General features: G+C 67.2%; 21 protein-coding genes and 1 tRNA gene. 17 read left to right on the top strand and 5 right to left on the bottom strand.

What is annotated here, in order from left to right; all coding sequences use genetic code 11:
* The first annotated feature begins 81 nt into the window (after positions 1-81).
* Genes kdpB through Q0D93_RS11235 form a run of 4 tightly spaced genes read left to right on the top strand, consistent with a single transcriptional unit; the run spans position 82 to position 6,082 of the window.
* Positions 82-2,124: a potassium-transporting ATPase subunit KdpB gene (gene kdpB, locus Q0D93_RS11250; RefSeq protein WP_294394156.1), complete on the top strand. Its 2,043-nt coding sequence runs from the start codon at positions 82-84 to the stop codon at positions 2,122-2,124.
* A 12-nt stretch (positions 2,125-2,136) separates the two neighbouring features.
* Complete coding sequence (gene kdpC / locus Q0D93_RS11245; RefSeq protein WP_294394153.1) at positions 2,137-2,709, top strand: potassium-transporting ATPase subunit KdpC; 573 nt, start codon at positions 2,137-2,139, stop codon at positions 2,707-2,709.
* The gene (locus Q0D93_RS11240; RefSeq protein WP_294394152.1) at positions 2,709-5,396 is read left to right on the top strand and encodes a sensor histidine kinase KdpD; all 2,688 of its coding nucleotides are present in this window, start codon (positions 2,709-2,711) and stop codon (positions 5,394-5,396) included. The genes kdpC and Q0D93_RS11240 overlap by 1 nt, the downstream gene beginning before the upstream one ends.
* Entirely contained in the window at positions 5,396-6,082 is a 687-nt protein-coding gene (locus Q0D93_RS11235; RefSeq protein ID WP_294394151.1) for a response regulator transcription factor, read from the top strand. Before Q0D93_RS11240 ends, Q0D93_RS11235 begins: the two co-directional genes overlap by 1 nt.
* 435 nt (positions 6,083-6,517) lie before the next feature.
* On the opposite strand, the gene Q0D93_RS11230 is transcribed toward Q0D93_RS11235, so the two are convergent.
* Positions 6,518-8,194, bottom strand: a complete 1,677-nt coding sequence (locus Q0D93_RS11230) for a DUF3732 domain-containing protein (protein WP_294394148.1) — start codon at positions 8,192-8,194, stop codon at positions 6,518-6,520.
* 319 nt (positions 8,195-8,513) lie between these two features.
* Between Q0D93_RS11230 and Q0D93_RS11225 the strand changes: the two genes are divergently transcribed.
* Both Q0D93_RS11225 and Q0D93_RS11220 read left to right on the top strand, forming a co-directional pair.
* On the top strand, positions 8,514-9,524 hold the full coding sequence (locus Q0D93_RS11225) for a hypothetical protein (RefSeq protein WP_294394145.1): 1,011 nt from the start codon (positions 8,514-8,516) through the stop codon (positions 9,522-9,524).
* Entirely contained in the window at positions 9,521-10,351 is an 831-nt protein-coding gene (locus tag Q0D93_RS11220) for a phosphoadenosine phosphosulfate reductase family protein (protein WP_294394142.1), read from the top strand. Before Q0D93_RS11225 ends, Q0D93_RS11220 begins: the two co-directional genes overlap by 4 nt.
* A gap of 100 nt (positions 10,352-10,451) precedes the next feature.
* Here Q0D93_RS11220 and Q0D93_RS11215 read toward each other — a convergent pair whose 3' ends face one another.
* The 3 genes from Q0D93_RS11215 to Q0D93_RS11205 form a co-directional block, all read right to left on the bottom strand.
* Positions 10,452-11,375: a DUF6538 domain-containing protein gene (locus Q0D93_RS11215; protein ID WP_294394139.1), complete on the bottom strand. Its 924-nt coding sequence runs from the start codon at positions 11,373-11,375 to the stop codon at positions 10,452-10,454.
* A gap of 98 nt (positions 11,376-11,473) precedes the next feature.
* Positions 11,474-11,549: transfer RNA gene (locus tag Q0D93_RS11210), tRNA-Glu, on the bottom strand.
* Between the two features lie 48 nt (positions 11,550-11,597).
* On the bottom strand, positions 11,598-13,427 hold the full coding sequence (locus Q0D93_RS11205) for an ABC transporter ATP-binding protein/permease (RefSeq protein WP_294394136.1): 1,830 nt from the start codon (positions 13,425-13,427) through the stop codon (positions 11,598-11,600).
* Positions 13,428-13,553: 126 nt separating this feature from the next.
* Here Q0D93_RS11205 and Q0D93_RS11200 point away from each other — a divergent pair, with 126 nt between their 5' ends.
* Genes Q0D93_RS11200 through nusB form a run of 5 tightly spaced genes read left to right on the top strand, consistent with a single transcriptional unit; the run spans position 13,554 to position 17,558 of the window.
* Positions 13,554-14,411, top strand: a complete 858-nt coding sequence (locus Q0D93_RS11200) for an SDR family oxidoreductase (protein WP_294394133.1) — start codon at positions 13,554-13,556, stop codon at positions 14,409-14,411.
* A gap of 4 nt (positions 14,412-14,415) precedes the next feature.
* A complete protein-coding gene (locus tag Q0D93_RS11195; RefSeq protein WP_294394131.1) occupies positions 14,416-15,123 on the top strand; it encodes a glutathione S-transferase in 708 nt (235 codons plus the stop codon).
* Between the two features lie 47 nt (positions 15,124-15,170).
* Positions 15,171-15,839: an ATP phosphoribosyltransferase gene (gene hisG / locus Q0D93_RS11190; RefSeq protein WP_294394128.1), complete on the top strand. Its 669-nt coding sequence runs from the start codon at positions 15,171-15,173 to the stop codon at positions 15,837-15,839.
* Positions 15,829-17,109 carry a histidinol dehydrogenase gene (gene hisD / locus Q0D93_RS11185; protein ID WP_294394125.1) on the top strand — a complete coding sequence of 427 codons (1,281 nt, stop codon included), beginning with the start codon at positions 15,829-15,831 and terminating at the stop codon, positions 17,107-17,109. The genes hisG and hisD overlap by 11 nt, the downstream gene beginning before the upstream one ends.
* Positions 17,106-17,558 (top strand): transcription antitermination factor NusB, encoded by a 453-nt coding sequence (nusB, locus tag Q0D93_RS11180; protein WP_294394121.1) that lies wholly within the window; start codon positions 17,106-17,108, stop codon positions 17,556-17,558. The genes hisD and nusB overlap by 4 nt, the downstream gene beginning before the upstream one ends.
* A 159-nt stretch (positions 17,559-17,717) precedes the next feature.
* Here the strand turns inward: nusB and Q0D93_RS11175 are convergent, their stop codons facing one another.
* Complete coding sequence (locus Q0D93_RS11175) at positions 17,718-19,832, bottom strand: bifunctional (p)ppGpp synthetase/guanosine-3',5'-bis(diphosphate) 3'-pyrophosphohydrolase (RefSeq protein ID WP_294394118.1); 2,115 nt, start codon at positions 19,830-19,832, stop codon at positions 17,718-17,720.
* A gap of 175 nt (positions 19,833-20,007) precedes the next feature.
* On the opposite strand from Q0D93_RS11175, the gene Q0D93_RS11170 reads away from it, so the two are divergent.
* From Q0D93_RS11170 to Q0D93_RS11145, 6 genes are all read left to right on the top strand, one after another.
* Entirely contained in the window at positions 20,008-22,347 is a 2,340-nt protein-coding gene (locus Q0D93_RS11170; RefSeq protein WP_294394115.1) for a TonB-dependent receptor, read from the top strand.
* A gap of 85 nt (positions 22,348-22,432) precedes the next feature.
* On the top strand, positions 22,433-23,149 hold the full coding sequence (locus Q0D93_RS11165) for an energy transducer TonB (protein ID WP_294394112.1): 717 nt from the start codon (positions 22,433-22,435) through the stop codon (positions 23,147-23,149).
* Between the two features lie 13 nt (positions 23,150-23,162).
* The gene (locus Q0D93_RS11160) at positions 23,163-23,837 is read left to right on the top strand and encodes a Fe2+-dependent dioxygenase (RefSeq protein WP_294394110.1); all 675 of its coding nucleotides are present in this window, start codon (positions 23,163-23,165) and stop codon (positions 23,835-23,837) included.
* A 45-nt stretch (positions 23,838-23,882) separates the two neighbouring features.
* A complete protein-coding gene (locus tag Q0D93_RS11155; protein ID WP_294394186.1) occupies positions 23,883-24,536 on the top strand; it encodes a PepSY-associated TM helix domain-containing protein in 654 nt (217 codons plus the stop codon).
* A gap of 10 nt (positions 24,537-24,546) precedes the next feature.
* Complete coding sequence (locus tag Q0D93_RS11150; RefSeq protein ID WP_294394106.1) at positions 24,547-25,026, top strand: DUF2271 domain-containing protein; 480 nt, start codon at positions 24,547-24,549, stop codon at positions 25,024-25,026.
* Between the two features lie 26 nt (positions 25,027-25,052).
* Positions 25,053-25,922, top strand: coding sequence for a DUF4198 domain-containing protein (locus Q0D93_RS11145; RefSeq protein WP_294394104.1), 870 nt, complete (start codon positions 25,053-25,055; stop codon positions 25,920-25,922).
* Positions 25,923-25,933: the final 11 nt, after the last annotated feature.

Here is a 25,933-nt window from a genome sequence, read left to right as displayed (position 1 = left end):
TCCTGCCGAGCCTCGCGCTCGGTCCCATCGCCGATCATCTCGCGATGATCCGCGGCCAAACGTTCTGACGGGGGCGCCACCATGGCCCAAGAAACCCTGAAAAAGTCACCAGCCAAGAGCCTGTTCACCGCCGACCTGGTCGTCCCGGCGATCAAGGCCTCCTTCCTGAAGCTCTCCCCGAGCGAGCTGGTCCGCAATCCCGTGATGTTCGTCACCGCGTGCATCGCCGCGCTGATGACCATGCTGCTGCCGACAGGCCATGACGGCCTCAGCGTGGCGTTCAAGGCCCAGCTGGCGATGTGGCTGTGGCTGACCGTGCTGTTCGGCACCTTTGCCGAGGCGTTGGCGGAGGGGCGCGGCAAGGCGCAGGCTGCCTCGCTCCGCGCCACCAAGGCCGAGTTGACGGCCATGCGCCTGGCGAACGGCCGGACCGAGCAGGTGCCGGCCAGCCAGCTGCGCGCCGGCGATCTGGTGCTGGTTGAAACCAACGACCTGATCCCCGCCGACGGCGAGGTGGTGGACGGTGTCGCCAGCGTCAACGAAGCGGCGATCACCGGCGAAAGCGCGCCCGTGATCCGCGAGGCAGGTGGCGACCGCTCGGCAGTAACGGCCGGCACCCGCGTCATCTCCGACCGGATCACCGTCCGCGTCACCGCCGATCCCGGCCAAGGCTTTCTCGACCGCATGATCGCACTGGTCGAGGGCGCGGAACGGCAGAAGACCCCCAACGAGGTCGCGCTGACCATCCTGCTGGTCGGGCTGACCATCATCTTCCTGATCGCGGTCGGCACCATTCCGGGCTTCGCCAGCTATGCGGGCGGCGCAATCCCGGTCGCGATCCTGGCGGCGTTGCTGATCACCCTGATCCCGACCACCATCGCCGCATTGCTGTCCGCGATCGGCATTGCCGGCATGGACCGGCTGGTGCGCTTCAACGTGCTGGCCAAGTCCGGCCGCGCGGTGGAGGCGGCGGGCGACATCGACGTGTTGCTGCTCGACAAGACGGGCACGATCACGGTCGGCGACCGGCAGGCGTCCGAGTTCCGCCCCGTCGGCGGCGCGAGCGAGGCGGAACTGGCGGAGGCGGCCCTGCTCGCCAGCCTGGCCGACGAAACGCCGGAGGGCCGCTCGATCGTGGTCCTTGCCCGCGACCGCTACGACCTGCAGCGGCCGCTGCCTGAAGGGGCGGAGGTCATCCCCTTCACCGCGCAGACCCGCGTGTCGGGCGTCCGCTTCGGCGACACGCTCATCCAGAAGGGCGCGGTGAATTCGGTGCTGAAGGCTAATCCCGGCACCGGCACGACGGCGGCCGCGACCGAATTGCGACGCGTGACCGACGAGATCGCGCGCGCCGGCGGCACCCCGCTGGCGGTTGCCCGGGACGGGCGGCTGCTGGGCGCGATCTTCCTCAAGGACGTGGTCAAGGCGGGCATCCGCGAACGGTTCGGCGCGCTGCGTCAGATGGGAATCCGCACGGTGATGATCACCGGCGACAACCCGCTCACCGCCGCCGCCATCGCCGCCGAGGCCGGGGTGGACGATTTCCTCGCCCAGGCCACGCCGGAGGACAAACTGGCGCTGATCCGCAAGGAGCAGCAGGGCGGCAAGCTGGTCGCGATGTGCGGCGACGGCACCAATGACGCGCCCGCGCTCGCCCAGGCCGATGTCGGCGTGGCGATGAACACCGGCACGCAGGCCGCGCGCGAGGCCGGCAACATGGTCGACCTGGACAGTGATCCCACCAAGCTGATCGAGGTGGTGGGCCTCGGCAAGCAATTGCTGATGACGCGCGGCGCACTGACCACCTTCTCCGTCGCCAACGACGTCGCCAAATATTTCGCGATCATCCCGGCGATGTTCGTGGCGCTCTATCCCGGCCTAAGCGTGCTCAACGTGATGGGGCTGGCGACGCCGGAAAGCGCGATCCTGTCGGCGATCATCTTCAACGCGCTGATCATCCCGCTGCTGGTGCCGCTGGCGTTGAAGGGCGTGGCGTACAAGCCGATGGCGGCCGGCCCGCTGCTGGCGCGCAACCTCGCCGTCTACGGCTTGGGTGGCCTGATCGCACCGTTTGTCGGCATCAAGATCATCGACCTCGTGGTCGGCGGCCTCGGGCTCGCGTAAGGAGTATAGAATATGGGCAAGGACTTCTCTTCCGCGCTCCGTCCGGCGATCGTGATGACGATCCTGTTCGCGATCCTGCTGGGTATCGTCTATCCGCTGGCCATGACCGGCATCGGGCAGACGATCTTCCCCCATCAGGCGAATGGCAGCCTCGTCCGCGACGGCGCGGGGCGCGTGATCGGCTCGACCGTGGTCGGGCAGGCCTTTACCACCGATCGCTATTTCCAGACGCGGCCATCGGCGGCGGGCAAGGGCTATGACGGGCTGGCCTCGTCCGGCTCCAACCTCGGGCCGACGGCACAGGCCCTGGTGGACCGCGTCACGCCCGATGTCGCGCAACGACGGGCGGAGGGCGTCGACGGCCCGATGCCGGCGGACCTGGTCACCGCCAGCGGATCGGGGCTCGATCCCGACCTTTCGCCCGCCGCGGCCCTGGCGCAGGCACCGCGCGTCGCCCGGGCGCGTAACCTGCCGGAGGAGCGCGTCCGCACGCTGGTCGGCACGCAGGTGCGGGGCTCGATCCTCGGCGAACCGCATGTGAACGTGCTGGCGCTGAACCGCGCATTGGACGCCGTCCCGCGCTGATGGCGGTATCGGGGGACAGCAGACCGGATCCGGACGCCCTCCTGCGTGCCGCGGCGCAGGAGGGGCGCGGCCGCCTCAAGATCTTTCTCGGCGCCGCCCCCGGTGTCGGCAAGACGTTCGAGATGCTGTCCGAAGGCGCGGCGCGGCGGCGCGACGGCACCGACGTGGTCGTCGCCGTGGTCGAAACCCATGGCCGCGCGGAGACGGAGGCGCTCACCCGCGGGCAGGAGATCATACCCCGCCGCGACGTCCCCTATGAGGGCCGCCGGCTGAGCGAGATGGATCTGGACGCGGTGCTTGCCCGCACGCCCCGCCTGGCCCTGGTCGACGAACTCGCCCACACCAACGCGCCCGGCAGCCGCCACCCGAAACGCTATCAGGATGTGGAGGAGCTGCTGGCGGCCGGCATCGACGTCTACTCCACCATCAACATCCAGCACGTCGAGAGCCTCAACGACGTGGTCGCCAGCTTCACCCGCATCCGCGTCCGCGAAACGGTGCCCGACCGCATCCTGGAAATGGCGGAGGTCGAGGTGGTCGACATCCCGCCCGACGAACTGATCGAGCGGCTGAAGGCGGGCAAGGTCTACCTGCCGCAGGAGGCGACGCGCGCGCTCGGCCACTTCTTCTCCAAGTCAAACCTGTCGGCCTTGCGCGAGCTGGCGCTGCGGCGCGCGGCGCAGGCGGTGGACGCGCAGATGCTGGAGCATATCCGCAGCCTCGGCGTCGGCGGCACCTGGGCGGGGAGCGAGCGGATCGTGGTGGCCGTGTCCGAACTGCCTGGCGCGGACGGGCTGGTGCGCGCCGCCAAGCGGGTCGCGGATGCGCTCAAGGCGCCCTGGACCGCCCTGTTCATCGAAACGCCGCGCACCGCCCACCTGACCGACGCGCAGCACGAACGGGTCGCCGCGGCGATGACGTTGGCGACGGAGCTCGGCGCCGCCGTCGCGACCACGCCCGCGACCTCGGTGTTTGAAGGGATCCGCGCCTATCTGGCCGATGTGCGTGCCACCCAGCTGATCGTCGGCAAGTCCAAGCGATCGCGCCTGTTCGAGCTGCGGCACGGATCGGTGGTCGACCGGCTGGTGCGCCAGACCTCCGGAGTGACCGTCCATGTGCTGCCCGTGGAGGAATCGCCGACCGGTGCCGAGCCGCCGAAGCGCCCCGTTCGCGGCTGGGGCTCGCCCGCCGGATATGCGATCACGCTTGCCGCCGTTGCGGTCGTCACCCTGCTCGCCGGCGCCCTGTTCCGGGTTCTCAACCTCGGCAATGTCGCCCTGCTCTATCTGTTGCCGGTGATGGCGGCGGCGAGCCTCTACGGCCTGCGTACCGGGCTGTTCGCCGGATTGGCGTCGGGCCTCGCCTACAATTTCTTCTTTCTGCCGCCCACCGGCACGCTGACCGTCAGCAATCCGGAAAACATCGTCTCGATCTTTGTCCTGCTGGGCGTGGCGGTCGCCACCAGCCAGCTGACCGCACGCGTCCGGGCGCAGGCCGACCTGGCCGCTAGCAGCGCGCGGACCAACGCCATCCTGGCCGGCTTCCTCCGTCGCCTGAGCGGCATCAACGATGCCGCGGAGGCCACCCGCATCATCTGCGAGGACGTGCGGCGACTGTTCGACGTGCAGGTGATCCTGCTGGCGACCCGACTGGGGGCCGGGCCGGGAGCGGGGTTGGAGGTGCAGGCGGCGACCAGGCCCGATTACCTGCTCGACACGATCGACCTGGCCGCCGCCAACTGGGCGCTGGATACCGGCACGGCGGCGGGGCGGGGATCGGGCACGCTTGCGGCATCGGAATGGCTGTTTCAGCCGCTCAAGGCCGGCGGCAGGACCATGGCGGTGATCGGCATCGTGCGTGAATCCACCGGCGATCCCATCCGCGCGGACCAGCTTCCCCTGCTGACCAGCCTGATCGATCAGGCGGCGCTGGCGCTGGAACGCCTGCGGCTGGAGGCGGAGATGCGCGACGTGGATGCGGTCAGGACGCGCGACCGGCTGCGCGCGGCGTTGCTGTCTTCCGTCAGCCACGATCTGCGCACGCCGCTCACCGCCGTGATCGCCGCCGCCGACCAGCTCGACCATGGCGCCACCCCCGCGCTGGTCGGGACCATTAGGGCGGAGGCGGGCCGGCTCAACCGCTTCATCGCCAACCTGCTCGACATGGCGCGGGTGGAGGCCGGCGCGCTGAAGATGACGGTGGAGGCGATCGACCTCAGCGATGCCGTGACCGGCGCGGCGCATGATGCGCGGCGCGCTTTGGAAGGCCATCCGCTGCGCCTGGACGTGCCGCCCGATCTGCCCCTGGTCCGCGCCGATCCGCAGCTGCTCCACCATTGCCTGCTCAACCTGCTCGACAATGCCGGCCGCTATGGCGATCCAGGCACGGAGATCGTGATCGAGGGCCGGCATCTCTTTGGCGAGCTTCACCTTGCCGTGCATGACCACGGCCCCGGTTTGCCGGCCGGGCGGGAGGCGGAGGTGTTTGAGACGTTCCGCCGGCTGGAAGGGTCCGATCGCGCGGCGGGCGGCACCGGTCTCGGACTCGCCATCGTCAAGGCGTTTGCGGAGGCGATGGGGATGGGCGTGATGGCGAGCAACCGCGCGGACGGCGGCGGTGCCGCCTTCACCCTGGTCTTTCCACCCGGCCTGATCGTTCGCGACGTGCCGCAGGAGACGATGTCCTGATGCCCGCCAAGGTCCTGATCGTCGACGACGAGGTCGCCATCCGCCGCCTGCTCCGCAACACGCTGGAGCGGGCCGGATATGCCGTGGCGGAGGCGATGGATGGGCGCGAGGCGATGGCAGCCGCCGCGGCCGGGCATCCCGATGCCGTCTTGCTCGACCTCGGCCTGCCCGATCGCGACGGGCTGGCGCTGATCCCGCTGCTGCGCAAGGCCGGCGATCTGGTGATCCTGGTCGTCTCCGCGCGCGAGGCGACGGAGGAGAAGGTTGCGGCGCTCGACCTCGGCGCCGACGATTACGTGACCAAGCCGTTCGACACGGACGAACTGCTCGCACGACTGCGGGTGGCGTTGCGGCACCGCATCCCCGCCGACGTGGTGCCGCAGGTGGTGCGCCGCGGCGACCTCTCCATTGACCTGGACCGCCGGGTCGTCCGCCGGGCCGGGGCGGAGCTCCACCTCACCCGCAAGGAATATGACGTCCTGGCCGTGCTGGCCCGCCACATGGGCAAGGTGGTGACGCACGACCGCGCGATTGCGGCTGCATGGGGCGGCGACGAGGACCCGCGCATCGAATATCTCCGCATCGTGATCCGCAACCTGCGCCAGAAGATCGAGGCGCCCGCGCCCGTGGGCAGCATCATCGCCAACGAACTGGGCGTCGGCTATCGCCTGCGCCCCGACGACTGATCCGTCGAACCGCAGCAAGCACAGCGACACGTGATCGCATAGCTTACGTCAACATGAGATAGGGCCCGGCTCACCTTCACCCCGAACCCGCAACAAGCGGATTGCTCTACGTCCGCACATCTGTGCGAGGATGGTGACCCCTACGGGAGGGGTCGAGGCGAAGTAGCGGGACGCAAAATCAACAAGTTAGCTCGGCGTCGATCTTTGGTTCGTAGCGGTTTCGTAGCACCACTTCGACAGCCGTTTGGCTAAGGCGTTATTCCAATCGCGTCAACGATAATGGCTGGTTCTGGGCCGTTTGCGGACTGGCAGCTTTCGGCCAGAGATCCGCGGAACCGGCCGTAGATGCTTTAGGCACGTCGAACGGCTAACCCAGATCGTCGGCTGTGACGGAAGTTTGCAGGAGGCGACTTCCAAGCCGTTCCCCGCCTGATCTCAGCCGCGCGCGTCGATCCAGCGCTGCGGGACGAGCCCTTGTCCGCGCCACCGCGCGACGACGGCCGCGGCGAACCAGCTGTCCCGGAGATCCGCGTGATCGGTCACGATCACCTGGAAATTCGGCGCCAGTTCGACCGCTACGTCGAACATCAGCTTGAAGAGCTTGAACACCGCCTCACGGTCGGCGTCCGGCAACCCGGAGACGTCGCCGTCGCGATCCTGCTCGGCGGGATAATGGGCCTGCGAGGGCTGGTCGAAAAAGATGAACCCGGGAACTGGGCGATCCTTCTGCCGAAACCAGCGATGGAGCGCGAGGTGGGCAAGCACATGATAGCCCACCCAGTTCTCGCCGCTTCCCATGCGGAACAAAGGAACTGGTCCATCGAGCGTGTCGGCGACGACGGCGAGCTGCTTGATGTCGAGCCTCAGGCGGCTACCGCTATGTTCGAGGTCCAGTTTCTCTGAATCGCGCGTCATATAGTCACCGATCAGATTGAGGGTCGAGGTCAGTCGCTGTTCGGCGCTCTCGGGGTCGACCAGCTTTTCCAGCGCCTCGACCCGCCTGCGGGCAGCGTCGAGCTCCTCGGTCGACGCGGCCGCCACAGGCGGCGACGGCAGTGTCTCCAAGAAATAGGCGATACGCCCCATCGTCCGAGCAAGCCTCAACTGGCTGTCGCGCTCGGATCTAAAGGCGTCGTCCTGCTTGGCGAGCGTATCGATCTGTTCCTGGTTGCGCTTGAGCGCGTCTTCGATCCCGTTCTGCTGCTCGACCAGGTTGCCTTGCGCTTCCTGCAGGCGCGGCACTTCCCGACGGACTTGGCTCAGCTGCTCTTCGATCCCGCTCAGGGTCCTGTGCATCTCCGCCGCCGACGGAACATGGAGGTCGGTCGACCCGCACAAGGCGCAGGATTCGACATGGCCCTTCGTGACTAGGCCAAGGCTTGCCAGCCTCGCCCTTTGCTCGCCAGCTTCCTGCGCGAAGCCACCGGCGACATCCTCTACCTGCCGAATTTGGCGCAGGCGCTCCTTCAGCACGGCGAGATCGCGGCGCAGCCCGGTGCGCTCGCGGCGAAGGACAGCGATCGGCTCGGTCGAATCCGGCGGCACCGGCACTTCCTGGACAACCGGATTGATCGCGCGAAGGCCGCCAAGCGCGACGTCCTGTGCCGGCGGTTGGCCGGGCGGGAGCAAACCAACCGACTGCGCCTCGCGGAACATGTCTTCGGTGCGTGCTGCCGACAAGCTGGCAAGCTGCTCGCGCTCGCCGGCCAGCTTCAGCAATTTCCTCAGTTCCTTGCGCTCAAGATCGAGTTGGACCTTACGCCGCAACAGGTCCTCGTCGATCGCGCCGAGAAAATAGGGCAGCACGTCCCTGATCGTCTGCGGCAGGAATGGTTCGCTCTGGCGGTGGAACAGGATCTTGCGGCTATCGATCTCGTCCTGGTCCTGGATGCAGAACATCAGGGCGTGGCGAATGTTTGCTGCGATTGGGTTGCGTGTCTGGCCCTCCGGGATTGTCGTCACATTCTCGGAGATGCCGACCGACGATGTGAGGACTGCTTCGATGTCCAAGACGCCGATATTGGGGTTCCAATCGGCGCGATCGGGCATAATCAGGTCCGCGCCGACGGCGTAATAGACGTCCGGATCGCGTGTCTTCGGCGGCTTACGCACACCGCCTGGCGCGCGAGGCGCGGGACGAGTGGCTCAAGGTGCAGGGCCGTTTCGTCGACATCCCGGTGAACCTCGCCGGCGAGGAGCAGCTCGAGCTGATCTCTCGGGCGATCGTCTCTGAAGGCCGACACGTCGGCGTGGCTCCGATCCGTGCAACCTGGTACCCACGTGGCGCGGGGCCGACGACTTGTTCGAGGCCGCTGGACCGGGTGCGTCTTTCGGCAGGCTCTACGATCTCTGGCGGGGCAGGCCCTTCGGGATTCGGGATGGCCTCCTCCCGCTTCTGGGCTTGGCCTACGCGCTCTCCCGCCTGGATCGGTTGACGATCTACCTCGACGAGGTGTTCTCTCCGGCGCCCTCCGACTTCTTCGTCGACCGCCTGCTGCAGAACCCGGATGCCATCCGCCTGCGTTGGAGCGCATACAGCGAAGAGCAGGCCGAGCACGTCGGTGCCGTGGCCCGGGCCGTCTCCACCGCGACCGGCACGCCGGTTCCGTCGGGCGATCCGCTTGCGGTATCCCGGGCCCTGGTCGGGCTAGTGCTCTCGGCGCCACCCTGGGCGCAGCGGACGATGAGCCTCGGACCCGTTGCCCGACGGGTGCGGGACCTGGCGAAGAAGGCTTCGGATCCAAACAAGCTGCTCCTGGACGACCTGCCCCATCTCCTGGCGGGGGATGCGCCCTCCTCCACCGCCGCGACGGATCTGGCCGAACTTGTCCGGTCGGGTCTCGCCGAGCTCCTTGGGGCCTACGACCGCATGCTCGCCGACGTGCGCTCCTCGATGCTGGATGAACTCAGGGCGTCGGACGCCGACGACGCCGCACTTGCCGATCTCCACGAGCGGGCGCGGACGGTCATCGCGTTGACCGGGAACTACCGGCTCGACGCGTTCGCAACTCGGCTTTCCACATTCGACCGCAGCGCGGAGGCAATCGAGGGGCTCGCGAGCCTCGCCGCGAACAAGCCGACGCGCGATTGGATCGACCGCGACGTCGATGCCGCGAAGGTCGAGCTTGCGGCCCTCTCTCAGGAGTTCCTGCGGGCGGAGGGGCTGGCGCACGTCAAGGGCCGGCGGGGTCGGCGCGTTCGCATAGCGGTGTTCGTGAGCGAGCCGGGCAGTCCCGCCGTGACGACGCAGGAAGTGTCCGTCAGCGATCGCGAGCGCGCGGCGGCTCACGGCCTTGCGGAGGAGATCCGCGCGAAGCTGCACTCCGCTAACGTTTCCCGGTCGGTTATCCTCGCTGCGCTGGCCGAGACCATGTCCGGTCTCTCCCGTGAAGAGGCCGAGATCCATGCTATGCGGGGAGAGACAGTGAGGACGCAGGCATGAGGGAGCGGCATGTCCTAGGATTGTCCGGCGGTCGTGACAGCGCGGCGCTCGCCGTTCACATGAGCCAGACACATCCCGAGCTTGAGATAGAGTATTTCTTCACCGACACCGGTAAGGAGCTCCCGGAAGTCTACGAGTTCCTCGGCAAGCTCGAGGGCTTTCTCGGGCGGCCGATCGCGTACCTCAATCCGGAGCGCGGGTTCGACTTCTGGCTTGAGGAGTACAACACGTTTCTCCCGAGCCCCAAGACGCGGTGGTGCACACGCCAGTTGAAGATCAGACCGTTCGAGAAGTGGCTCTGGCCATCGCTCGATGCCGGCGACTGCGTCGTCAGCTACGTGGCCATCCGGTCGGACGAAGACTATCGCGAGGGCTACTCCTCGACCCATCCGAACCTTTCCGTCCGACTTCCCTTCCGTGAGGAGGGCATCGACAAGGCCGCGGTGAACGAGATTCTCGACGCGGCCGGCGTCGGGTTGCCCAAATATTACTCCTGGCGCTCCCGCTCGGGGTGCTACTTCTGCTTCTACCAACAAAAGATCGAGTGGGTCCGGCTCATGGAGCGGCATCCCGACCGGTTCGAGCTGGCAAAGGCATACGAGAAGAACGCGCTCGATCACGGCTCGCCCTTCACCTGGAGCGCGGGGGAGTCGCTCGAGCAACTCGAACGGCCCGAGCGCGTCGATGCGATCCGCCGGGACCACGACCGCAGGGTCGAGCGCCAGCGCGCCCGCCAAGTTGCCAATCCCCTTCGGACGGATGACGAGATGATCGACATCGACGAGCTCTACGGCCAGGCGAAGGTCTGCATCTCTTGCCATAAGTGACTTTGAGGCCGATTTGTCCGCCATCGGGGTGCGGGTCACCGCTTTGTCTGCGTAGAGGCGGTCTCTCAAGAGGTCGGGGACGGCTGTCGATCCGGCGGCATCAGCGATGGGCCGCTAGTCCCATTGCAATCTCCTCAGCCAGAGCCGAGGCCATAAACGAGGTTCCGTCCGACACGAACGCGCTTAAGGCCGTGACCGAATGATCGCCGCCAGCCGCGATGGCGTTCAGCGACCCGTCTGCGACCGCGCGACGGGGGACGAGATCGGGCAGGCGTACTGAACCGGCACCAGCGAGCGCGAGCGCGAGTGCCAGCGCCACGTCGGCACCTGTTGTGATGACGGCTGAGCGGCGCGTGCGAAACCGGGGCGCTCCGCCCGGTCCAATCAAGACGATCGTGGGTCTGTCGACCTCGTCTTCGGTCCTCGCGGCGCGATATGAGGGGGAAGCGGAGAGGATGTGGCGGAAGTGCAGGAGGTGGCGTCCCGGTCCGCCTTCGGCGACCACGACCAACGCGAAGAACCTGCGCCTCGACGTGAGCACGCACCCGGCCCGAGTATCGCAGTATGCACCACGGCAAGCAACTGCTGTGGAAGAACATCCTCTTCTCACAGGGACGTTTGCCGCAGTCCATTCGTCCGAGACCTCCCGACCGAAGAGCTGGCGTTCGACCTCGTGTGCGTCCTCACGGCTCCACGAACCTCGCACTGTCCAAGCCAGACTGTCCAACTCCGCCGCGACGGCGCGGTCCAGGGACCCGTGGAAGGCGGCGAGCTTGTCGAAAGCCTGTTCGACGACGCCCTCGGCTCGGCCGTCGATTTCTGCGGCCAGCTGAGCACGCAGGCGGATGACCTCGGTCTTGTAGCGCGCCGCATGCCAGGCTCGGCGTGCGTCGGCGAGGGCCGGGTCGGTGGTCTCCAGCGAGTGCTGCCAGGATGTCTTCCCGGCAAGGTGCCGGATGTCCTTCGGCACGTCCATCCGGAACCACTCGATGCGAGAGGTTTTCCGCCTGTGCGAGTGGCTCATACGACGCCTCATTCGTAGCACCCTTTCGTAGCATCGGGCGCCTAACGAAGCGTTGATTTCGCGTGTTTTCCGCAGATATCCGCCGCTTAGGGCGGAGCTGGTGACCCCTACGGGACTCGAACCCGTGTTTTCGCCGTGAGAGGGCGACGTCCTAGACCGCTAGACGAAGGGGCCGCGGTGCGCGAAGGCGGGCATTTATGAGGAGAGAGGCCCGCCGTCAAGTCATGCGGGTTCGGCTTCTGCCGCTTCCTCCGCCTCGCGCTGTTCCGCCTGCTGGCGCGCCCACATTTCGGCGTACAGACCGTCCTGCGCGACCAGCCCGGCGTGGGTGCCGCGTTCGGCGACGTGCCCCTTGTCCATCACGATGATCTCGTCGGCGTGGACGATGGTGGACAGGCGGTGGGCGACGATGATGGTGGTGCGGCGTTGCGCGATCAGCTCAAGCGTGTCCTGGATCGCGGCCTCGGTCCGGCTGTCGAGGGCGCTGGTCGCTTCGTCCAGGATCAGCAATTGCGGATCCTTGAGCAGGGTGCGCGCGATCGCCACCCGCTGCTTTTCCCCACCGGACAGCTTGAGGCCGCGCTCGCCCACCATCGTGTCATAGCTCTGCGGCAGCGACAGGATGAAATCGTGGATCGCGGCACCCCTTGCCGCCGCCTCGATCTCGCCGCGCGTCGCCCCGGCCCGGCCGTAGGCAATGTTGTAGCCGATCGTGTCGTTGAACAGCACCGTATCCTGGGGAACGATGCCGATCGCGCGCCGGACGGAGGCCTGGGTCACGCCAGCCACATCCTGGCCGTCGATCAGGATGCGCCCGCCGGTCACGTCGTAGAAGCGGAACAGCAGCCGTGCGAGGGTGGACTTGCCCGCACCCGACGGCCCCACCACCGCCAGCGTACCGCCAGCCGGAACGGAGAAGCTGACGTCGCGCAGGATCCGGCGGTCGGGATCGTACGCGAAATCGACATGGTCGAAGCGGACGGCGCCGCCCCCGGCCACCAGCGGCGCTGCACCGGGCGCGTCCGTCACCTCCTCCGGCGTATCGACCAAGCCGAACATCGCTTCCATGTCGATCAGGCCCTGGCGGATCTCGCGATACACCATGCCGAGGAAGTCGAGCGGCCGGAAAAGCTGCGCCAGCATCGTGTTGATGAACACCACGTCGCCGACCGAGAAGCGCCCCTGGCTCCAGCCCCATACGCTGTACGCCATGGCGCCGGCCATCATCGCGTTGGTGATCGAGGCTTGGCCGATGTTCATCCAGGCAAGGCTGGTTTCCACCTTGGTGGTGGTGTCCACCAGCCGCGACACGCTTTCGCCATAGCGCCGCTGCTCCACCGCCTCGGCCCCGAAATATTTGACCGTTTCATAGTTGAGGAGCGAATCGACCGCCTTCTGCGTGGCTTCGCTGTCGGTCCGGGTCCACTCGCGACGCAGCGCGATGCGCCATTCGGTCATGCGGCGGGTGAAGCCCACATACAGCACCACCATCACCGCCGTCGCCGCCACCAGCCCCGCGCCGAACTTGGCGAAGAAGATGACGCACACCGCCACCAGCTCGAAAATGGTCGGCGCGATGTTGAACAGCAGGAAGTACAGCATCGTGTCGATGCTCTTGGTCCCGCGCTCGATCACCTTGGTCAGCGCGCCGGTGCGACGTTCGAGGTGAAAGCGCAGCGACAGGCGATGCAGGTGGGCGAACACCTCCAGGCTCAGCTTGCGCGCGGCCTCCTGCCCGACACGCTCGAAGATGGCGTTGCGGAGATTGTCGAAGAATGTGCCGCCGAAGCGCGCGCCCGCATAGGCCAGGACCATCGCGATGACGATCCCGGCCGCGCCCTGCAGCCCCGGCGCCATCCGGTCGATCGCCGCCTTGTAGGCAAACGGCATGGCGAGCGTGACGACCTTGGCCGCCAGCACCAGCACCATCGCCACGCCGACGCGCGCGCGAAGCCACGGCTGCTCCTTGGGCCAGAGATAGGGCAGGAAGCGGCGGAGGGCGGCCAGTCCGTTTTCGGGATTGGCGGGCACATCACTTGTGGCGGGAGGCATCGCCACCCAAGATAGTGCGGCACCGGCCGATCGCCAATGCGGCCGCATCCATGATGCTTCCCGCCGTCCCGGGGTGAACCCGGCCGTCGCCCGATCGTTCAGGGCGGACGCGATTGGAGAGTGACCATGGATTCGAACCCGCAGCAGCCGATGATCCACGAAGACGGCCTGCCCGGCAGCGAGGCCGACCTCGATCCCCGTCCGGACTATCAGCCGCGTTATCCCGGCTCGGGCCGGCTGAAGGGCAAGGTGGCGATCGTCACCGGTGCCGACAGCGGCATCGGCCGCGCCGTCGCCGTCCTCTATGCGCGGGAAGGCGCCGACGTCGCCGTCTTCTACCTGTGCGAGCATGAGGATGCGGAGGAAACGCAGCGCGCGATCGAGGCGGAGGGCCGGCGCTGCCTGCTGATCCCCGGCGATGTCGGCGACAAGGATTTCTGCCGTCGCGGCGTGGAGCAGGTGGTCGAGACGTTCGGCCGGCTCGACATCCTCGTCAACAATGCGGGCGAGCAGCATCCCGACAAGGACATTACCGACATCACGGAAGAGCAACTGCGCCGCACGTTCCAGACCAACATCTTCGGCATGTTCTTCATGACGCAGGCCGCGCGCCCGCACCTGAAGCAGGGCGCGGCAATCGTGAACTGCACCAGCGTCACCATGTATCAGGGTGAGGCGGAGCTGCTCGACTACAGCTCCACCAAGGGCGCGATCACGGCCTTCACCCGCTCGCTCAGCGAGCAGTTGGTGGAAAAGGGCATTCGCGTGAATGCGGTGGCGCCGGGCCCGATCTGGACCCCGCTCAACCCGGCGGGCGGGGCCAGCCCCGAGAAGCTGGAATCCTTTGGCGAGAAGACGCCGATGGGACGGCCGGGCCAGCCGAACGAGGTCGCGCCGAGTTTCCTGTTCCTGGCGTGCGACGATGCGTCCTACATGTCCGGCCAGGTGCTGCACCCCAATGGCGGCACGGTGGTGAACGGCTGAGTCGATGTACGAACTGTGGTATTGGCCCTCCATCCCCGGCCGCGGGGAGTTTCCGCGGCTGGCGCTGGAGGCGGGCGGCATCCCCTATCGCGACATGGCGCGCGAAGCGGGCGACGACGGCTATGCCGCTCTATCCCGCGACCTCGGCATCACGCGCGACGACCCGCCGTTCGCGCCGCCTTACCTGATCGCTGGGGACATGGTGATCGGTCAGGCGGCCAACATCCTGCTGTTCCTGGGTGAGACGCACGGCCTTGCCCCCTCCGATGCGGCCGGCCGATTGTGGGCCAACCAGTGCCAGCTGACCATCGCCGACATGGTGGCGGAGGCGCACGACACGCACCATCCGGTATCGGTATCGGCCTATTACGAGGATCAGACAGCCGAGGCGAAGCGGCGGGCGGAGGATTTCCGGACCAACCGCATCCCGAAGTTCCTGACCTGGTTCGAGCGCATCCTGACCCGGCGCGGCGACTGGCTGACCGGCGATCATTGGTCCTATGCCGACCTGTCGCTGTTCCAGCTGGTGGAGGGGCTGAGCTTCGCCTTTCCCCGGCGCATGGCACGGGTGGCGCGCGACACGCCCAGGGTGCTGGCCCTGCGCGACGCGGTGCGCGGCCTGCCGGAGTTGCGGGACTATCTGGCCAGCGATCGGCGCCTGCCCTTCTCCGACGGCATCTTCCGCCATTATCCCGAACTGGACGGCGAATGAGTCGGGAGGTTGCCGCTCGGCGGCATCCTTCCTAAAGCCCGCCGGTCATGGCCCAGCCGATCACCATCGCTATCCCCAAGGGGCGCATCCTGTCGGAGGTGCTGCCTTTGTTCGCGCGCGCCGGCATCGAGCCCGAACCCGCCTTTGCCGACGAAAACAGCCGCGCGCTGCGTTTCGCCACAAACCACTCCCATATCGGCCTGATCCGGGTGCGCGCATTCGATGTCGCGACCTTTGTCGCCCACGGCGCGGCGCAACTCGGCGTGGTCGGATCGGACGTGCTGATGGAGTTCGACTATTCCGAACTCTATGCCCCCGTCGACCTCGGCATCGGCCATTGCCGCATCTCGGTGGCGGAGCCCCGGGAGATGGCGGCGGCCGACGATCCGCGCGGGTGGAGCCACGTGCGTGTCGCCACCAAATATCCCAACATCACCCGCCGCCATTTCGAGGCGCGCGGCGTCCAGGCCGAATGCGTCAAGCTGAACGGCGCGATGGAGATTGCGCCGGTGCTGGGCCTGTCCAGCCGCATCGTCGATCTCGTGTCGAGCGGCCGGACGCTGGCCGAGAACGGGCTGGTGGAGGTGGAGACGATTGCCGAGGTGTCTGCCCGGCTGATCGTCAATCGCGCCGCCTTCAAGACGCAGGGCGCGACGGTGATCCCCCTGGTGGAGGCGATGCGTGCGGCAGCGGCGGAGACGGCCCGTGCGGCTTGACGCCTCCACCCCCGGTTTTGCCGAGGCCTTCGCCGATCTGGTGAATGCACGGCGCGAAGCCGACGCCGACGTGTCGCGCGACGTGGCGGCGATCGTCGCGGCGGTGCGCGAGACGGGTGACGTCGCGCTGCGGGACTATACGCAGCGGTTCGACCGCCACGATCCCGATACGACAGGGTGGGAAGTCGGCAAGGCCGAACGCAAGGCCGCGCTGGACACGCTCGACCCGGAATTGCGAAGCGCGATCGAATGCGCGGCCGAGCGGATCACCGCTTACCATGCGGCGCAACGGCCCGAGGATCGCGACTATGTCGATGCCAGCGGCGTGCGCCTGGGCGCGCGCTGGGGCGCGGTGGAGGCCGCCGGCCTGTATGTGCCGGGCGGACGCGCGGCCTATCCGTCCACCGTGCTGATGAACGCCATTCCCGCGCGCGCGGCCGGTGTCGAGCGACTGGTTATGGTCACCCCGACGCCGGACGGAGAGGTCAACCCGCTGGTGCTGGCCGCTGCCGAAATCGCCGGCGTGGACGAGGTGTGGCGCGTCGGCGGCGCGCAGGCGATCGCGGCTTTGGCCTATGGCACGGATCGGATCGCGCCGGTCGACGTGGTGGTCGGCCCCGGCAATGCCTGGGTCGCGGAGGCAAAGCGCCAGCTTTACGGCGTGGTCGGCATCGACATGGTCGCCGGCCCGTCGGAGATCGTGGTGGTCGCGGACGGCGCCAACGATCCCGAATGGATCGCCGCCGACCTGTTGAGCCAGGCGGAGCATGATCCCACCAGCCAGTCGATCCTGTTCACGGACGATGCCGCCTTCGCCGACGCGGTCGATGCGGCGGTCGAGCGGCAGCTAGGGCGTCTCGCGACACAGGCGACGGCCCGCACCGCATGGACGGACAATGGCGCAATCGTGGTGGTGCCGACGCTGGAAGCTGCTATGCCGCTGGTCGATCGCCTCGCGCCCGAACATCTGGAGCTGGCGGTCGATACACCCGAACCTCTGTTCGCCCGGGTCCGCCATGCCGGATCCGTCTTCTTGGGCCGCTACACGCCCGAAGCGGTGGGCGATTATGTGGCGGGGCCCAACCACGTTCTCCCCACCGGGCGCCGCGCGCGCTTCGCGTCGGGCCTATCGGTACTGGATTTCATGAAGCGTACCAGTTTCATCGCATGTGACGCGGACAGCCTCCGCCGGATCGGCCCGGCGGCCGTGGCGTTGGCCCAGGCGGAAGGGCTGCCCGCCCACGCCGCATCCGTGGCGGTGCGGCTGTGAGCCGGCGGGGCGGAACCCGCGCACGCTCGGCCGCGCGGCTCGCGGCGGTGCAGGCGCTGTACCAACAGGAAATGGAGGGCACCCCCCTGCCCCGCCTGCTGGACGAGTTCCACCAGCACCGGCTGGGCGCGACCATCGAGGACGTCGATTATGCCGATGCGGAGATCGACTTCTTCGACGATCTGGTGCGCGGCGTGGATGCCCGGCGCGAGGAGATCGACGCGCGGGTGACGGCGCGGCTCGGCAAGGGCTGGAACCTGCCAAGGCTGGACCGGCCGATGCGCGCAATCCTGCGGGCGGGCGCCTATGAGCTGCTGGCCCGGCCTGACGTGCCCACCGCGACCGTGATCAGCGAATATGTCGACGTGGCGGATGCCTTTTACGACCGGCGGGAGACCGGCTTCGTCAACGGCCTGCTGGACTCGGTCGCCAAGGACGTGCGCGGCTAGAACGGTTTTCGATCGATCTGACCCGTGCTCCTGCGAACGCAGGAGCCCAGTGTGCGCGCAATTCCCCCAGGATCCTGGGCTCCTGCCTTCGCAGGAGCACGGGGATAGTGATGCATCGAGCCGCAAACCGCTTCAGGGCGCCCCTCCGGAGCGGGAACTCTAAGCGGCCAAAGGCGCGCGCGGCTCCGTCCGCTCGGCGCTGACCACCGCATCCGCCGCGCGCAAAGCGGCCAGGATCCGCATGAGGTGGGCGACATCGTCCACTTCGATCACGACCTGAAAGGTGTGGAAGCTCGCGTCGCGCTCCGCCAGCGTCAGGTTGACGATATTGGCGCCCTGCGTGCCGAAGATGCCTGCCATCACGCCTAGCGAGCCGGGCTGGTTGCGCACGATCACGTTCAGCCGCGCGGTGCCGCCCTCGCTGCCGTCGCCCCAGGCCAGGTCCACCCAATCCTCCTCGGGCGCGGCCTGCAAGGCGGGGCATTCGATCACATGGACTTCGACCGGTGCGTCCGACCGCCGTACGCCGACGATCCGGTCGCCGGGCACGGGGGTGCAGCAGGGCGCAAGGGTGAAGGCGACACCTGGCGTCAGGCCCTTCACCGACACCGCCCGGCGGGCATCGGCCAACACCGCCGGTATCTCCGCCGACGATCCCGGCATCACCGCTTCCATAACGGCCTGGTCGCTCAACTCGCCACGCGCGATGGCCTCCATCATCGCCTCCACGCCCGGCAGTTTCAGTCGCTTGACGGCAAGGTCCAGCGCGTCGGGCGCAAGCAGGGTCGGCAAGCGCGCCACGATCGCGTCGTAGAAACGGCGGCCCAACGCCACCAATTCGCTCTGCTCCTTGTTGCGGACGAAGCGGCGGATCGCCGCGCGCGCCTTGCCGGTGGAGATGAAGTTGAGCCACGCCACCTGGGGTTCCTGCGCCTTGGAGCGCAGAATCTGCACCTGGTCGCCATTCTGGATCACGGTGCGCAGCGGCACCACCCGGCCGTTGATCTTGGCGCCGACCGTCTGGTCCCCCAGATCGGTATGCACCTGGTAGGCGAAGTCGACCGGGGTCGATCCCTTGGGCAGCTGGATCAGCTCGCCCGCGGGGGTGAAGGCGAAAATGCGATCCTGGTACATCGCCATCCGCGTATGCTCCAGCAGCTCCTCCGGGCTGGCGGCATGTTCCAGGATCTCGACCAGTTCGCGGATCCAGCGTGATTTCGCATCGGGCTGGACCGACCCGCCGGTCTTGTAGGCCCAGTGCGCGGCGACGCCGAACTCGGCCTCGGCGTGCATCTTCTCCGTGCGGATCTGCACCTCGATGCGCACCCGCTCGCTGTGCATCACGCCCGTATGGAGCGAGCGGTAGCCGTTGCGCTTGGGCGTGGAGATATAGTCCTTGAAGCGGCCGGGGATCATCGGCCAGCGTTGGTGCAGCAGGCCAAGCGCGCGGTAGCATTGCTCCACATCGTCGACGATCACGCGGAACGCCATGACGTCCGACAATTGTTCGAAGCTGATGTGGCGCTCGCTCATCTTGCGCCAGATCGAGTAGGGATGCTTCTCGCGGCCCTCCACCTCGGCCTTGATCCCTTTCTGCGCCAGCATCAGGCGGATGCCGGACGCGATCCGGGCGACCTGGTCGCCGCCGCCCTTGCGCAGCTGCTCCAGCCTTTTGTTGATGGACTCGTTCGCCTCCGGCTCCAGTTCCTGAAAGGCGAGCGTCTGCATCTCCTTCATGAACTCGTACATGCCGATGCGCTCGGCGAGCGGCGCGTAGATATCCATCGTCTCGCGCGCGATGCGGCGGCGCTTCTCCGGATTGGGGATGAAGTGCAGCGTCCGCATGTTGTGGAGCCGGTCGGCCAGCTTCACCAGCAGCACGCGGATGTCGTCGGACATGGCGAGCAGGAACTTGCGGAGGTTCTCCGCCGCGCGCTCGTTGGCGCTCTTCGCCTCGATCTTGCTGAGCTTGGTGACGCCGTCCACCAGCCGCGCCACCGCCGGGCCGAAACTCTTCTCGATCTGCTCCGGCGTGGCAAGCGTGTCTTCCACCGTGTCGTGCAGGATCGCGGTGGCGATCGTCTCGTCGTCCAGGTGCAGATCGGTCAGGATCCCCGCCACCTCGATCGGGTGGCTGAAATAGGGATCGCCATTGGCCCGCTTCTGTGAGCCATGGGCGGCCATGGAGAAGACATAGGCGCGATTGAGCAGCGCCTCATCCGCCTCCGGGTCGTAGCCGAGGACGCGATCAACAAGCTCATACTGGCGCAACATGGAAATCAACATGGCGGGGGGGTGTGGATAAATGCAAGCCTTCCCGAACCTTGCACGACATTGAATGGCGTTTTCTCCTGCGAGACACTCGCAACAAGGTTGACGGTGCGAACGACTCTCATTAGCAGTGCCCAAAAGAACGATCATAACGTTCAAAGAACAAAGGGCACATACCATGATCGAACGGAAGACACCGGGCTTCCTGGCGCTGTCGTGCGTCGGTTTCATCGCGAGCAGCCTGGCCTCCCCTGCAATCGCGCGGGACAAGCCGACCGAGCTGGAAGGCGCCAGCGTGGTCGACAGCGCAATGGCCGAGGACGTCAAAGTCGAACGGCTGGAATCACCCAAGTATAACCAGCCGCTGCTCGACATTCCGCAGACGATCACGGTGATAAGCAGCCTGACCCTGCAGCAGCAGAATCTGATCAGCTTGCGTGACGCGCTGACGACCATTCCCGGCATCACCTTCGGCGCGGGCGAGGGCGGCGGCGGCGTTGGTGACTCCTTCAACCTGCGCGGGTTCAGCGCGCTGACCGATGTTACCATCGACGGCGTGCGCGACAGTGCGCAATATAACCGGTCCGACACGTTCAACCTGGAACAGGTCGAGGTGATCAACGGCGCCAATTCGGTGTTCGGCGGATCGGGATCGATCGGCGGGACGATCAACCTGGTGACCAAGCGTCCCAAGGCGACCGACCAGGTCATCGTCCAGGGCGGCATCGGCACCGACGATTATTGGCGCGGGACAGCGGACGCCAATGTCCGCACCGGCAACGTCGCCTTGCGCCTGAACGTGATGGGCCACAAGAACGACATTCCGGGGCGCGATTTCGAGCATAACAAGCGTTGGGGCGTGGCGCCGTCCGTCACCTTCGGGATCGAAGGCCCGACCCGCCTGACCGCCCTGTATCTGCACCAGAAGGACCGCAACATCCCGGTCTATGGCGTGCCTTATTATGCCAGCCTGGGCGGTCTGCTGCCGGGCGCGGATTATGGCGGCTATTACGGCTATGAGAATATCGATCGCCAACGCCAGACGGTGAACCAGGCGACGGTGATCCTGGAGCATGATTTCAGCGACCGCCTGTCGCTGCGCAATCTCACCCGGTTCCAGCGCGTGGACTACGACACCTATGTCGACCCGCCGCAGGGCGCCTTCTGCCTCGCCACCGGCCTGCTGACGAACGGAGACCGATGCGCGGCCGGGCAGACGCCGGGCACCTTCTACCCCTCGGGTCCGCGCGGCACGGCACGGCTGACCGACACGTCGATCTGGTACAATCAGCTGGACCTGCGCGCCAATTTCCAGATCGCCGGCATGGAGAACACGCTGACGGTCGGCGGCTCGATCAGCCAGGAAGATTACCATATCCGCAACGGCAACGTGCTGCGCAACCCGAACGGCGCCACGCCCAATCCGGTGCTCGACCCGATCAGCATTTCCGATCCGCACCCGATCTACACGGGGCCGGTCAACTTCATCCAAAGCAATGTCGCGGATGGCGATACGTTCAACAAAGCGGTCTACCTGTTCGACACGCTGAACATCACGCCGCAGATCGAGCTGAACGGAGCGGTGCGGTATGAAGGCCAGCGCACCGTGTATCGCACCGACACGCTCGGCACGACGCCCGCCACCATCGGCCAATATACGCGCGGCCCCGATCAGGTGTCGGACGACAGCCTGTTCTCCTACCGGGTGGGCCTAGTCTACAAGCCGGTGCCGAATGCCAGCCTGTATGCCGCCTACGGCAATTCCCGTACCCCGGTATCAAGCGGTGTGCGCAGCGGTTGCGGCACGCCGGGTACGCAGACGATCAACACCGACCCCTGCTCGGCCCAGCCGCAAGAGGCGGTCAATTACGAGGTCGGCGGCAAGCTGGACCTGTTCGACGCCAGGCTTCAGCTGACGGCGGCCCTGTTCCGCAACGATCGGACCAATTACCCGGTGGCGGCGAACGACCCGTCGATCGGCACGGTCCAGATCAATGACGGGCGGAGCCGGGTAGACGGCATCGCGCTGGGGGCGACCGGACGGATCACGCCGGCCTGGACGATCTTCGCCAACTACACCTACCTCGACAGCAAGGTGAAGCAGAGCATCTCCAACTACTGCCTTGCCAATCCGGGTGGCAGCTTCACGCCGGTCGGCGGCACGCCGGTTTCCTGCCCCGCAAGCGATACGCAGAGGGGCAATCCGCTCACCCAGGTGCCGAAACATGCCGGCAGCCTGTTCACCACCTATACCCTGCCGTTCGGGCTGCAACTGGGCTACGGCGTGACCTATACCGGCAGCTTCCTGCTCAATAATACCGCGCAGCCGCATTATAAGTCGGATGACTGGCTGATCCACCGCGCCATGCTGTCTTACCCGTTCACCGATCAGCTGTCGGGCCAGATCAACGTCCAGAACATCACCGACAAGAAATATTATACGGGCATCCGCAACAATGGCTGGGCGACCCCGGGCGAAGGCCGCTCTGCCGTCTTCTCGCTGATCTACGCCTTCTGATCGGGGGGCTACCGCCATTAATATGCGATTGCGTCGCATTATTGATAGCGGTAGGAACGACACGGGGTGGTTCCGGGCGATGTACATGTCCTCCTTTGCCGATGGTCGCGTGTTTGTGTCTGCTCCGGTCCGTGAGGTGGCCGCGGCGGTGATCGAGCCATGTACGTTCCATGACGGACGCCCCTGCAATTGGGCGGCGATCGCCGGCATCGCGGCGGCGCATGTCGCACTTCTGGCAGGGTTGGTCCTGTTCGATGTGCTGCCGATCCCGACCCACGCCAAGCCGCTCAGGATCGAGCTTGTGCCGGTGGAGATCGCCCCTCCTCCGCCGCCTCCCGCCTCCTCGCCCCAACCGCAACGCGTGGCGGCGACGCCCATCGTGGCGCCACCCGCCATCGTGCAGGTGCCCACGCCGCCATCGCCGGTGGAGGTGTCCCCTGCCCCGCTGCCGGTAGCGCCGACGGTGGTACATGCGGCAGCGCCCGGTCCCGAAACTGCGCCATCGCCGACCCCGCCACCGATGGAGATCGGCACGCTGTCGGCGATGCCCGGCAATCCCCCGCTGAAATATCCGGCGGCGGCACGGATGCGGCGGCAGGAAGGCGTCGTGCGCCTGCGCCTCCTGGTCGGCACGGACGGCCGTGTCGCGGACATCTCGCTGGCGCAGTCGAGCGGGTCCGACCTGCTCGACAAGGCCGCGATGGAGGTGGTGCGCCGCTGGCGCTTCCATCCCCCGACGCGCGACGGCGCGGCGGTGGAAGGCGTCGGCATCTTTCCCGCGACATTCAAGCTTTCGGCCTGACGGAGGGCCGCCCATGATGATGCAGATTCCCGGCGTGCTGACGCCGGATGAGACCGCCGCGATACGGGATGCCATGCTGGCGGCGGACTGGGTCGACGGCAATGTCACGTCGGGCCGTCAATCCGCCCTTGCGAAGCGCAACCGCCAGTTGCCGGAGGATTCGGCCGTCGTCCGCGACATGGGTGGGCATATTCTCGACGCGCTGGGGCGGACGCCGCTGTTCGTGGCGGCGGCGCTGCCGGTGAAGGTCTTTCCTCCGCTGTTCAACCGCTATGGCGTGGGCGAAGGCTTTGGCGACCATATCGACAATGCGATCCGCTTTCGCGCCGGCAGCGATTTCCGGCTGCGCAGCGACCTGTCCGCGACCTTGTTCCTGAACGATCCGGACGATTATGACGGCGGCGAGCTGGTCGCCGAGGGTATGCCGCCGGTCAAGCTGCCGGCCGGGCACCTGGTCCTCTATCCCGCCACCACCGTCCACCGCGTCACGCCGGTGACCCGGGGCGAGCGCATCGCCAGCTTCTTCTGGATCCAGAGCATGGTGCGCGATGGCGCGGCGCGCGCACTGCTGCTCGACCTCGACCGTTCGATCCAGGATCTGGGCGCGCGCACTGGGCAGGACGATCCCGCGATCGTGCGCCTGACCGGGGTCTACCACAATCTGCTGCGCCGCTGGGCGGAACTGTAGATGCGGTTGACCCTGTCGCACGAGGAGGCGCCGGCGCTGGGAAGCATGGAGGCTGCTCGCCCGACCGCGCCGCAGCGGCGCAAGCCCAAGTCGAAGCTGCGGGCCGTCTACCTCAAGCAATTGCACAGCTGGCACTGGATCAGCGCCGCAATCTCCCTGATCGGGATGCTGCTATTCGCGATCACCGGGTTCACCCTCAATCACGCCGCCACGATCGGTGCCACGCCGCATGTCAGCAGCCGGAATGCCGCCCTGTCCGCCGCGCTGCTGCCTTTGCTGAAGGCAACTCCCGACCACAGCGATGCGCCCCTGCCGCGCGCCGTAGCCGACCGCGTCCGGCAGGCCGTGGCCCTGGATGCCCATGGTCGCCCGGCGGAATGGTCGGACGGAGAAATCTATGTGTCGCTGCCGCGTCCGGGCGGCGACGCCTGGGTCAGCATCGATCGCGCCACGGGTGCCATCCGCGCGGAGGTGACCGATCGCGGCTGGATCTCCTACCTCAACGATCTGCACAAGGGCCGCAATGCCGGCGCGGTCTGGTTCTGGTTCATCGACGTCTTTGCCGCCGCCTGCGTGATCTTCACCCTCACCGGCCTGCTGCTGCTGCAGCTCCATGCGCGGCATCGCCGCTCCACCTGGCCGCTGGTCGGCCTGGGCCTGGCCGCGCCGGTCCTAACCGCACTCCTGTTCATCCATTGAGGTCGTCTGAATGCACAAAGCCCCCCTGCTGATCGCCGGCCTGATCGCCGCACCGGCCAGCGCCGCCGGAACGCTGACCGTCACCATCCCCCGCCTCGCGGTGGCCGAATATCATCGCCCCTATGTGGCGGGATGGATCGAGCCGGCCGGCGGTGGTGCGGCGCAGACATTGTTCGTCTGGTACGATGTCAAGAAGACCGGCGGCGAGCCCGGCACCAAGTGGTTGGCCGATCTCCGCACCTGGTGGCGCAAAGGCGGGCGCGGCATGCACCTGCCGGCGGACGGCGTCAGCGGCGCGACCCGCCCGGCCGGCGTGCACAAGCTGACCCTGCCCGACGGGATCAAGCCCGGCCAGTACACCCTCTATGTCGAGGCCGCGCGTGAGACCGGCGGGCGGGAGATCGTCTCGACCCCGCTGTCCGTGCCGCTCAAGCCCGCCTCGGCAGCCGGCAAGGCCGAACTCGGCGCCATCACCCTCTCCCCTCGCTGACCTCCCTTCGCTTACAAGGAACCACCATGACCAAGGCGTTGACCCCCTGGCTGTACGGCCTCGCGCTCACCATGGCGGTGACCCCGGCCGCGGCGCATCGCCAGTGGCTGCTGCCATCGGCGACCATCTTTTCCGGCACGAACGATACGGTGACGGTGGATGCCGCCGCGTCGAACGACCTGTTCTTTCCCGACCATCGTCCGGCCAATCTGGCGAGCATCAAGGTGTGGGCGCCGGACGGCAGCAGCGGACAGATCGAGAATGGCGCAACGGGGCGCGTCCGCTCCACGTTCGACGTACGTCTCGACAAACCGGGTACCTGGAAGATCGGCACCGAAATGGCGGCCGTGATGGGCAGCTACCGGCTGAACGGGGAAGAGGTGCGCGTGGGTGGTCGCCCCGGTGGCCCGCCTCCGGCCACGGCACCGGGCAGTGCCACGCCGGCGCGCCTGCGTGTGACCTCCGCCAGCGACATTCCCGCTGGCGCCAGCGACGTGAAGCTGACCCAGATCTCGTCGCATAACGAGATCTTCGTCACGGCGGGGGTGCCCACCGCAACCGTGTTCCAGCCCACCAACAAGGGGCTGGAGATGGTGCCGATCACCCACCCGGCCGAACTGGTCGCCGGTGAGCCCGCGCGGTTCCGTTTCCTGGTGGACGGCAAGCGGGCGGCCGGGCTGAAGCTGTCGGTCCTGCCCGGTGGCAAAAGGTATCGCGACGGCGATGGCCTGATGTCGATAACCACCGCCCAGGACGGCATTGCCACCGTGATCTGGCCGGCGGCCGGCATGTACTGGCTGAACGCCAGCCTGGCCGACGATGCCGGCGACCCCGTCCGGCGGATCAGCGGCCGACGGATGAGCTACAGCACCACGCTGGAGGTGATGGCGCCCTGACCGTCCGGATC

It is taken from the genome of uncultured Sphingomonas sp. (assembly GCF_934560975.1).
Classification (GTDB): Bacteria; Pseudomonadota; Alphaproteobacteria; order Sphingomonadales; family Sphingomonadaceae; genus Sphingomonas_I.
This window is presented reverse-complemented; position numbering and strand designations above follow the sequence as displayed.